Below are 10,854 nucleotides of genomic sequence, written 5' to 3'. Positions count from 1 at the left end.
GGAGCGAGCTTAAAAGCCCCTCTCCCCTCGCGGGAGAGGGGTTGGGGAGAGGGGGAAGCTGCCGGAGTCAATGAAAGTAACTCGCCTCAGCTGCTGAAAGCACCCCTCCCCAGCCCTCCCCTTGGCTTCGCCAAAGGGAGGGAGCAGATCACCGTGGCTGTGCCACCGCGCTACAAAACCAAGCGCGCTCCGCTACAGTCGTGCCATCCGCCTTCAAGGAGCACACCATGCACTACGTAGAAATCGTCGCCATGCTGGTCGTGGTGCAGTACCTGTTCTTCGCCTCTCTGGTCGGCCGCGCGCGTGGCCGCTTCGGTGTCAAGGCGCCGGCCATCACCGGGCATGAAGGCTTTGAGCGCGCCTACCGCGTGCAGATGAACACGCTGGAGCTGATGGTCGCACTGCTGCCTGCGTTGTTCGTTGCCGCGCGCTTCTGGCCGGCAGAATGGGTGGCCGGCATCGGCGCGGTGTACCTGCTCGGTCGCTTCATTTACTGGCGTGCCTACGTCAGCGCACCGGCCAGTCGTGGACTGGGTTTTGGCCTGTCGATGCTGCCGGTGATCGTGCTGTTGTTGATGGCCCTGGCCGGCGCCGTCCTGCGCTGAGCCGGAGCTGGACCTAGGCCGGGATTTCATCCCCGCATAGGCACTCGCAACGGCTGCAACGGCATGCACAACGAAGGGAGCCTCGCGGCTCCCTTCGTCGTTTCAATCACTGCTGCTTTTAGAAATCCAGACTCAGCTTTGCGTAGCTGTAACGCCCGGGCAGGTCATACGTGCCCGGGTCGTAACCGTTGAGCGTGCAGCTCAGGCAGATCGGCGGGTTCTTGTCGAACACGTTGTTGACGCCCACGGTGACCTTCACCCCCTTCATCCAGGCATCGGTCCGCCAGCTCACCTGCGCGTCGTGGTAAGTGGTCGAGCCGAGCCAGTGTTCATTGGCAACGCTGTCGGTGCAGATCGCAAAATCCCTCGCACCGGCGCAGCGTTCACGCAGGCGGTCGATGTAGCGCATCGTCCAGTTCGCGTTCCAGTTGCGGAAATCCCAGTTGGTGGTCAGCGTCGAACTCCATTCCGGAATGGCGCTGTCGTTGACCTCCACGCCCGGGCCCTTGGGCTCGGCCTGGCCGGATTCGTTGATCAGCTCGTAGCGCGTCACCCAGGTGGATTTCCAGTCAAAGCCCAGTTGGCCCCAGCCGGCTTCCGGCAACAGCCAGTGCGCGGTGAAATCCCAGCCGCTGGTGTTGATGGTGCCCAGGTTGGCCAGGATGTCCTCGAAGCGGATGATCTGGCCGCGGTCGTTGCGCGTGTAGCTGGCGCAGGCCACCGGGTCGCGGGTGTCGATGCAGCGGTCCATGATGGCCTGTGCATCCGGTGCCTGGATCGCATCGTCAATGGTGTGCCGGTAGAAGGTCACGCCCAGGTCCAGCTTGCTGGCCCAGCTGCTGTCCACCGCCCAGCCCGGGCTCCAGACAAAGCCGGCCATGAACGAGCGGCTTTCTTCCGGATCCAGCTCGCGGTTGCCGGCGGTCACCACCGATATCTGCGGGTTGGCCTGCTGATAGCCCGGCGGCACGCCATCGGCCACGCACTTGGGCGTGGTGGAGGCCGCGTCGTTGCAGGGGTCCACCAGGGTCGCATCGAAACGGCTCAAGGTGCCGTACAACTCACCAATGGACGGTGCGCGGAAGCCCTGTGCAAAGGACATGCGCAGCAGCAGTTCATCGGCCGGATGCCAGCGCAGGCCGATCTTGCCGGTGCCGGTGCCGCCGAAGGTGGAGTAGTCCGAGTAACGCCCGGCGATGCTCATGTCCAGGCTCTTGCCCCAGAAGCCCCCGCGCGCCAGCGGGATGTCGAATTCGGCGTAGGCTTCCTTCACCGAGTAACTGCCAACGGTCACGCCGGAAGGCACGCCGTTGTATTCGCCGGCGATGGTGATCGGGTCCGGATGGTATTCGCCCTTGTAGCGGCGCCACTCGGCACCGGCGGCAAAGGACAACGGCCCGGCCCACATGTCGAACAACTCGCCGGTGATGTTGGCCGAGGCCTGGCTCAAGGTGTTCTTGCTGCGGTCACGCACGATCGGCGAAATCCACGCCAGCATCTCCGGGGTGATGGTGCCCGGCCCGCCGAAGATGTTCAGCGGCACGCAGCCGGCGATGGCGGCGCAGGCGGCCGGGTCGCCCAAGGCCTGGTTGATGTGCTTGATGTTGTAGCTGCCGGTGTTGGTCTGGGTGGCCTTGCTTTCACTGGTCATCGCGTTGATGTCCCAGTTCCAGGTGCGCTGGTTGACCTCGAACACGCCGTCCAGCCCTGCGGCCGCGTACCAGGTCTTCACCTCCTGCTCGTAGCGGCGTGGGCCGCCTTCCACCGGCCGGCGGCCGATCAGGAACAGGTTGGGGTTGCTGCCCATGGTGGTCAGGTCAAAACCGAAGGGGTTGTACGGATTGTTGGCCGAGATCACCAGGTTCTTTTCGGCCCAGTCGTTGTACACACCAGCATCGGTACCGAGGAAGAACGGCTCCGGCGCGGCCTGGTTGGCCGATTCGCGCTCGCTGTACAACCCGCGGAACCAGCCGCTCACCGCTGGCGTGAACTCAAAGCGCACCTGGCCGAAGACCGACTTGCGCTCATTGGGTGTCAGCAGCAGGTTGTAGGGTGCGAAGTTGAAGCGGTTGGCTGTGCTGAATGGAATGAAGTCGCCCGGGAAGGCGGGATTGCCGGCAAAGCTGGCGCCGTTGGGCAAGGTGATGTTGCAGGTTGCCGTGCCGGGGATGGGGTTGCCCGCGTCGTCCTTGCCCAGCGGACACAGACCGCCATAGGTGTTGTTGCCATCAACCGGCGCAAACACCGCGCGGCCACCGGGCGTGGCCGAGCTGCCATTGGCAAGGCCGGTGCCGGGGACGGGTTCGCGGGCCCATTTGTATTCGGTCGAGCTGATTTCCTTCTGCTTGAACCACGACGCACCGACAATCCACTGCGCGCGTTCGCCGCTCTTGCCGAAGCTCATGTCCACGCTGGTGGTGTCGCCGCCCTTGAGGTTGTAGTCGCCGTATTGCACCTCGATGTGGCCGCCGTCGGCGTTCTTCTTGGTGATGACGTTGACCACGCCGGCAATGGCATCGGAGCCGTAGATCGACGAGGCGCCGTCCTCCAGCACTTCAATGCGGTCCACCAGCGCCAAGGGAATGGTGTTCAGATCCACCGACGAGCCCACGCCCGAGCCGGAGGATTCGTTGACCCAGCGGATGCCGTCCACCAGCACCAGCACGCGCTTGGGGCCGAGGTGGCGCAGGTCCACCGTGGCCGCGCCCGCACCCACGCCGCCGCCGTCGGGCGGGAAGCCGAAGTTGCCGCTGGAGTTGAGCTTGGTGCTCAGCGAGGCGCCGCTGGCGGTGAGGTGCTGCACCACGTCGGCCACCGACGTATAGCCGGTGCGGTCGATGGCTTCGCGGGTGAGTACCTGCACGGGTACCTGGGTTTCCAGCTCGGCCTTCTTGATGCGGCTGCCGGTGACCTGGACGGTGTCCAAGGTCCGGGCGCTGTTGCCGGGCTCGGTGTCCTGTGCGGCAGCGACGGTGGGCAACAGGCACAACAGGGAAATCTGTACGGCGAGTGTGAGGCGGTGCGTGCGTAGCGGTAACGACGTCATCGGGAAGCTCCTATGAATGCCGGACTACCTGCCCACCGGAACGGTGGGTGCCTCGCGTTTGTAAACAATCCGTTATCGCCCGGCAAGCGGAGAAGGCTCAAAAAAGCGGTAGGCCCAACAGACAGCAACATGAATTGGTCAGCCGGCAGCATCGGCCCCGTTGCCGGCCGCATCGGCAAGCCGGGTTTGTGCGGCAAGTTGCCCGGGCCGGGTATGGGCGCCCACAAAAGCGAACAGTTCGGTGGCGGCCATGGGCCGGGCAAACAGGTAGCCCTGCCCGTACACCACGCCGCGGCTGCGGAAGAACTCCGCCTGCGCGGGCGTTTCAATGCCTTCGGCCAGAGCCTGCATGCCCAGCGTACGGGCCAGGTCGAGGATGTGTTCGGCCACCTGGCTGGTGACGGCCTGGGTGCAGGTGGTGGAGGTGAAGCTCTTGTCCACCTTGAGGATGTCGAACGGGTAGGTGGCCAGGTAGGACAGGCTGGAATAGCCGGTGCCGAAGTCGTCAATGGCGATTTCGATGCCCAGCTCGCGGATTGCGTTGACCACGTTCAAGGCACTGGCTTCCTCCAGCAACCGGGTTTCGGTGGCTTCCACCACAAACTGCCCACAGCCGGGCCCGATCCTGTGCAGCATCGCTGCCAAGCGTTCGGGTGTCTGCTCCGATTGCAGGTCGCTGGCGGCCAGGTTCACCGCCAGCCGGAACCCGGGCGTGTGCTGCAGGAAGCTGCGCATGTCCCGTTCCACCAGGGCCAGCACCCGCGCGGTGATCAGCTGGATCACGCCGGCCTGCTCGGCGATGGGAATGAAGCGGTCCGGGAACAGCACCGTGCCGTCCTCGTATTCCCAGCGCAGCAATGCCTCGGCACCGATGCAGGTGCCGTCGCGCAGATCGATGATGGGCTGGTACAACAGGAAGAACTGGCCCTTGTTGAGCGCGCGCAGCATCTGGCTGCGGGGCGAAAGCTGATAGCGCGTCAGCAGCGATGCCGCGGCCAGGATGCTCAGCCCGACCACGATGCCGGCAGGGATGAACCAACTGCCGAACTGCGCCATGCGGCGATCAATGTTGGCGATGGGCGTGGCCACGACCACGCCGGTGTTGCCCGGCTGCATGACATGGCGGGCCACCAGGAAGCCGGACACCTCATCAACGAAATGCTGCGGCAGGGCGGTGTTGGTCTCCGGCGCGATCCAGCGCTCAAGCACCCGGCCGCTGCGGGCGCCGTATTGCCCGCTGCCGGGAGCAAACAGGCCCAGCGAAAGATCCGGGCGAACGAACGGCGCAATGACGCCGTCCGGATACAGCAGCAGTGCATAGCCGTCCTTTTCCATCAGCGCATACCTGCGCTCGCGCATGCCGGGCAGGCGCGCATCGGTGTACAGGCGGATGCCATCGTGCTGTGTGACCGATGCCGGGCCGAATTCCAGCTCCAGCATCAGCGGATCGCTTGAGGAGCAGGCCACGCGCTGGTTCTGCAGATACAGCGCAGCGATGGATATCTGCGTGCGCGCGGCCACTTCCTGCAGCCGCAGGATGCCGGCGGGGCTGCAGGGCGCCTCACCGCTGGATGCCATTTCCCGGTGCATCGCCGGCAGGATTTCCAGTGCGCTGCGTACCCGCCGGTCCAGCGCCAGCCCCACCTCATCCAGTGCCTGGAATTTTTCGCTGATGGCCTGCACGCGGGCCTGGTGCAGGGCGTAGTAGACCGGCAGGCAGGCGAGCAGCAAGCCGGCGAGCAGGAGGAGTGCTGCGATCCTGTGGCGGTGGTTCATCGGGGTGCCACCCGGGGGTTGGCGGGAAGCGGCTGCAGCCATGCGCTGTGATTCGGCACAAAAACAATACGCGATCCACTTTCCCGCCGCCCGGCGCTCACCTCCCGCCCAGTGTGTCCCATGCCATGCGCGCGATCAGCACCATCACCAGGGCCAGGAAAAGCTTGCGGATCAACGGTGTGCCGCCGCGCAACGCCATCCGTGTGCCAACCACCGCGCCACTGATGTTGGCGACCGCCATGGGTACAGCAATGGCCAACAGCACATTGCCGCTGGGCACGAAGAACGACAACGCGGCCACGTTGGTTGCCACGTTCACCACCTTGGACGCGGCCGACGCGCGCAGGAAATCCAGGCCGAAGAAGCGCACGAACAGAAAGATCAGAAAACTGCCGGTGCCCGGGCCGAAGAAGCCATCGTAAAAACCGATCACACCGCCCATGATCAGCGCGATGGTCAACTCCTTGCGGCCGATCTCACGCGGCCGATGCAGCGCGCCAAAATCCTTCTTGGCCAACGTGTAGCCCAGCATCACGATCAGCAGCGTCAGCACCAGCGGCCGCACGGCGTCCTTGGACAACAGCGTCACTGCCGTCGCGCCCAGGAACGAACACGCAAACGCCGCCGCGGCCGCCAGCAGTACCGGCCGCCACGGGAACTTCACCGAACGCGCATAGCGCCATGCCGAAGCGCCGGTGCCGAACACCGAGCTGAACTTGTTGGTGCCCAGCAATGCCGCCGGCGTGTGCTGCGGCAAGGTGGTGAACAAGCCCGGCAACTGGATCAACCCACCGCCGCCGACCGCCGCATCCACCAGCCCGGCGATGAAGGCGATCACCAGCAACCAGGGCAGCTCGGGCGGCAACAGTTCCAGCATGGGGATTCCAGCGCAGGGCGCGACAGAATACGCGCCTTGCGCAGGCGCGGCAGCGCGCTGGAGCCGGCGTGGGCAACGGAGCAGAATGCACGCATGAAGATATCCCCAACGTCGCCATGCCCCTGTGGGCACCCCCTTGCATATGGCGCCTGCTGTGGCCGCTACCACGCCGGCGGCATTGCCCCGGATGCCGAAGCGCTGATGCGCTCGCGCTACAGCGCCTACGTCATCCAGGACGCCGATTACCTGCGCGACAGCTGGCACCCGGACACGCGCCCGGAAGCCCTGTCACTGCAGGACGCCCCCGGCCAACGCACTCAATGGCTGGGCCTGAGCGTGAAGCGCCACATGGTCACCGGCGAAGATACCGCTGAAGTCGAATTCGTCGCCCGCTACCGCATTGGTGGCGGCAGCGCGGTAAAGATGAGCGAACACAGCCGCTTCCAGCGCATCGACGGCCGCTGGTACTACCGCGACGCCATCTGACGCGTGAAGCGTGGGGCGTGAGGCGTGAGGTGTGAGGTGTGAGGTGTGAGGTGTGAGGTTTGAAGCTTGAAGCCCCTCTCCCTTTACGGGAGAGGGGTTGGGGAGAGGGCAGCTCTTCGCCTTTCGCTGTGCATCCCCAATCCCACAACCCGTGAACCAACCAACCCCCGCACACCGCTTATCATCAAGCCCCACAGCAAGGAGCTCGGCGGATGAAAGCAACCCACCTGATGCGCACCGCCGCCACATTGGCTGCCATCACCCTGGCCGCGCCCGGCTTCGCCGCCACCGCCGACTTCGGCACCTGCGGCAACAGCCTGAAGAGCGCGGCCATCGCCCAGGGCATCAGCGCCGAACGCTTCGACCAACTCTTCGCCGATGTCACGCCCGACCTCAGCGTGCTGCCGCTGCTCAACGCGCAGCCGGAATTCACCACGCCCATCTGGGACTACCTCGCCGCGCTGGTCGATACACAACGCGTCAACGACGGCCGCGCCCGGCTCACTCAGCACCGCGCGCTGCTTGACCAGGTGTCGGCCCAGTACGGTGTCGATCCAGCCACCATCGTCGCGGTGTGGGGCGTGGAGAGCGACTACGGCCGTGTGTTCGGCAAACGCCCGCTGCTGCAGTCGCTGGCCACGCTGTCGTGCAACGGTCGCCGGCAACCGTTCTTCAAGGGCGAGCTGCTGGCCCTGCTCAAGCTGATCAACAAGGGCGACCTCAACCCCACCGGCCTCACCGGCTCCTGGGCCGGCGCCTTCGGCCACACCCAGTTCATGCCTTCGACCTACGCACGCATCGCCGTCGATGGTGATGGCGACGGCCGCCGCGACCTGGTCGCCAGCATTCCCGATGCCTTGGCTTCCACCGCCAACTACCTCAAGCAATCCGGTTGGCGTACCGGCCAACCGTGGGGCGTGGAAGTCCGCATCCCGGCCGGTTTCAATGCCGCGCTGGCCGGCCGCACGCAACGCAAGCCACTGGCCAATTGGCGTTCGCTCGGCCTCACCCTGGCCGACGGCACACCGCTGCAGGTGCCAGCCATTGCCGACGATGCCAATGCTGCGCTGCTGCTGCCGGCCGGCGCCGAGGGCCCGGCCTTGCTCGTGTTCCGCAATTACGACGCCATCTATTCCTACAACGCCGCCGAAAGCTACGCGCTGGCCATCGCCACCCTGGCCGACCGCCTGCGTGGCGGCCCCGGCCTTCGCGCCGCGTGGCCCACCGACGACCCCGGCCTTGGCCGCGATGAACGCCGCCAACTGCAGACCCTGCTGCTCGCGCGCGGTCATGCCATTGGCAGCGCCGACGGCATGGTCGGCAACGCTACCCGCCGCGCCATCCAGGCCGAACAGCAACGGCTGGGCTGGAAGAACGCCGATGGCCGCGCCGGCATGCGCATCCTGCAGGCACTGCGCGATGCCAAACCGGCGCAGCCCACCGCATTCGGCCTGCCGGGCAATTACACGCAACTCGTCCAATCACCGATCGTACGGAGCAAGGTTTCAATGAAGGATGTGCAGGGCCTGAGCACAGGCGACTTCAACGGCTTCACCGCCTGGAAGGTGGATACCCCGTTCTCCACTGCCGCCATCAGCGTGTTCGGCGGCCAGCTGCTGTCGTTCGTGCCCAAAGGAGGGCAGGACGTGATGTGGCTCTCGCCCAGCGCCAAGCAACCGCCCACGCCCATCCGCGGCGGCAGCCCGGTGTGCTGGCCGTATTTCGCACGACAGGGCCAAAGCAATGACATGCCGTCGCACGGCTTCGTGCGCACCGTGCCGTGGGAGCTGCGTGATGCACGCAGGGAAGCCGACGGCACGCTTGTGCTTACTCTTGTCCCGTCGCCGCTGGACAACCTCAGCCTGCGTCTGCAGATGGTGCTGCGCATCGGCCGCACGCTGGAGCAGGAGCTGATCACCGAAAACACCGGCAGCCAGCCGGCCAGCATCACCCAGGCACTGCACAACTACTTCAACGTCAGCGACGCAATGAAGGTGGACGTCACCGGCCTGGACGGCCTCACCTATCTGGACAAGCTCGACGGCGGCAACGCTCGCGTTCAACAGGGCGACTGGAACCTGCGCGATCCTCGCGACCCGGGCCGTAGCGACCGCATCTATACCGAGGCTGGCGGTCATTACGTGCTGCGTGATCCTGGCTTCAACCGCGCCATCGACATCACCACCACCGGCAGCCACACTGCGGTGGTCTGGAATGCAGGCGAAGCCGCCGCCGCGAAGATGGACGACATCGGCGCCGGCTGGCGCAACTACGTCTGCGTTGAAGCCGGCAACGTCGGCCCGGACGTGATCGAACTGGCCCCCGGCGGCCGCCACACCCTCAAGCAGGTCTTCGAGGTCAAACCGCTCTAACGCTTTCGCTCAAGCCCCTCTCCCGCGTGCGGGAGAGGGGTTGGGGTGAGGGCAGCAGGCCCCAGTGAGATCACCGCCGCAACACCAGCAACGTAACCACCCCCGCCACCAAGCCCCAGAACGCCGACCCAATTCCGGCCATCGACAATCCCGAAGCCGTCACCAGGAACGTCACCAGTGCCGGCTCGCGCTCGGCCTCCTCACGCATCGCAACCGCCAGGCTGTTGCCGATCGTGCCCAGCAACGCGATGCCTGCCAGCGCCGCCACCAGCTCTTTCGGGAACGCCGCAAACACCGCCGCCACGGTCGCCCCGAACAGGCCGACCACGATATAGAACACGCCCGCGCTCACTGCTGCCGTGTAGCGCCGCGCCGGGTCCTCATGCACATCGCGGCCCATGCAGATCGCCGCCGTAATCGCCGCCAGGTTCAACGCATAGCCGCCGAACGGCGCCAGCACCGCATTGACCGTGCCGATCCAGCCCACCACCGGCGACACCGGCGCGTCATAGCCGGACGCCTTCAACACCGCCACGCCCGGCACGTTCTGCGAGGCCATGGTCACGATGAACAAGGGCAGGGCAATGCCGAACAGCGCCGCCCATGACAGCGTCGGCATCGTGAACACCGGCCGCGCCAACTGCAGCTGCACCTGCTCCATGTGCATCAGCCCTTTGCCGCCGGCAATCGCCACACCCATCAGCAAGGTCGCAATCACCGCATAACGTGGGAACAGGCGGCGCCCGAACAGATAGGTAAAGAACATCGCCAGCACCAACAGCGGCTGCGTCCCCACCGACACAAACACATCCAGCCCGAAGCGCAGCAGCACGCCGGCCAACATGCCCGACGCCAACGACACCGGAATCCGCCGCATCGCCTTCTCGAAAATTCCCGAGAACCCGGCCACCGCCGCCAGCACGGCCGCCAGTACAAACGCGCCGATTGCATCGGACAACGGCAACGTGCCCACGCCGACCACCAACATCGCTGCACCGGGCGTGGACCACGCCGTTACCACCGGCATCCGGTAGCGCAGCGACAGTGCAATGCAGGTCACGCCCATGCCGATGCCCAGCGCCCACATCCACGACGCGATCTCCGCCTGGCCAGCCCCAACGGCCTGCGCCGCCTGGAACACGATCACCGCCGAACTGGCAAAGCCCACCAGCACCGTGATGAAGCCGGCAATCACTGCCGGCAAAGAGAGGTCTTTGAAGAACGAACGGGCAGGGGAGTCGGTCATCGTGCAGGCACAGTCGGATCAACCCGCATTGTGGCCGACGAACGAGCAGTGCAGCTCTCGAACAGCCGTCCAGACGATGACATATAAGAAAGCGCCCGCTTCAAGCCCCTCTCCCCTCCAGGCGATGACATATAAGGAAGAGCTCGCTTCAAGCCCCTCTCCCCTTGCGGGAGAGGGGTTGGGGAGAGGGGCGCGCAACGAAGCAGAGAGCATCCAATCCCTTCAGATGTATGCCGCGCTGCAGGCGCAGCCTCCTTCAAAGCCCCATCAGAGCCTCGAAACCTTGCCGAGTCTGGCCTCAGCAAGCAATTTGCTGCAGAAGCACACAAAGCGGTTGCACATTTCACAAAGATGTCTAGAATTCGCTCCCTCGCTGCACGGCGCCGGCCACTTCGGTGACCACCCGCCCAAAGCGACGCCAACAACCTCTCAAAAAGGTGTTGACG

Annotated in this window: 7 protein-coding genes; 3 read left to right on the top strand and 4 right to left on the bottom strand. The window is 65.3% G+C overall.

The features are described from left to right. The first annotated feature begins 227 nt into the window (after window positions 1-227). Window positions 228-605: an MAPEG family protein gene (locus tag ACVOLO_RS07545; RefSeq protein WP_481569628.1), complete on the top strand. Its 378-nt coding sequence runs from the start codon at window positions 228-230 to the stop codon at window positions 603-605. A 118-nt stretch (window positions 606-723) separates the two neighbouring features. On the opposite strand, the gene ACVOLO_RS07540 is transcribed toward ACVOLO_RS07545, so the two are convergent. The 3 genes from ACVOLO_RS07540 to ACVOLO_RS07530 all read right to left on the bottom strand — a co-directional run bounded on the left by ACVOLO_RS07540 (window position 724) and on the right by ACVOLO_RS07530 (window position 6,304). After that, complete coding sequence (locus tag ACVOLO_RS07540; RefSeq protein ID WP_481569627.1) at window positions 724-3,651, bottom strand: TonB-dependent receptor; 2,928 nt, start codon at window positions 3,649-3,651, stop codon at window positions 724-726. A gap of 138 nt (window positions 3,652-3,789) precedes the next feature. Continuing rightward, window positions 3,790-5,427: an EAL domain-containing protein gene (locus ACVOLO_RS07535; RefSeq protein WP_481569626.1), complete on the bottom strand. Its 1,638-nt coding sequence runs from the start codon at window positions 5,425-5,427 to the stop codon at window positions 3,790-3,792. A gap of 97 nt (window positions 5,428-5,524) precedes the next feature. After that, window positions 5,525-6,304 carry a sulfite exporter TauE/SafE family protein gene (locus ACVOLO_RS07530; RefSeq protein WP_481569625.1) on the bottom strand — a complete coding sequence of 260 codons (780 nt, stop codon included), beginning with the start codon at window positions 6,302-6,304 and terminating at the stop codon, window positions 5,525-5,527. A 93-nt stretch (window positions 6,305-6,397) separates the two neighbouring features. Here ACVOLO_RS07530 and ACVOLO_RS07525 point away from each other — a divergent pair, with 93 nt between their 5' ends. Next, entirely contained in the window at window positions 6,398-6,790 is a 393-nt protein-coding gene (locus ACVOLO_RS07525) for a YchJ family metal-binding protein (RefSeq protein WP_481569624.1), read from the top strand. A gap of 230 nt (window positions 6,791-7,020) precedes the next feature. Beyond that, window positions 7,021-9,162, top strand: a complete 2,142-nt coding sequence (locus tag ACVOLO_RS07520) for a lytic murein transglycosylase (protein ID WP_481569647.1) — start codon at window positions 7,021-7,023, stop codon at window positions 9,160-9,162. 70 nt (window positions 9,163-9,232) lie between these two features. Here the strand turns inward: ACVOLO_RS07520 and ACVOLO_RS07515 are convergent, their stop codons facing one another. Then, the gene (locus ACVOLO_RS07515) at window positions 9,233-10,408 is read right to left on the bottom strand and encodes a benzoate/H(+) symporter BenE family transporter (protein ID WP_481569623.1); all 1,176 of its coding nucleotides are present in this window, start codon (window positions 10,406-10,408) and stop codon (window positions 9,233-9,235) included. Window positions 10,409-10,854: the final 446 nt, after the last annotated feature.

It is taken from the genome of Stenotrophomonas sp. STEN056, assembly GCF_056759635.1.
The sequence above is the reverse complement of the archived record's forward strand: the minus strand, read 5'-3'. Positions and strand labels throughout refer to the sequence as shown.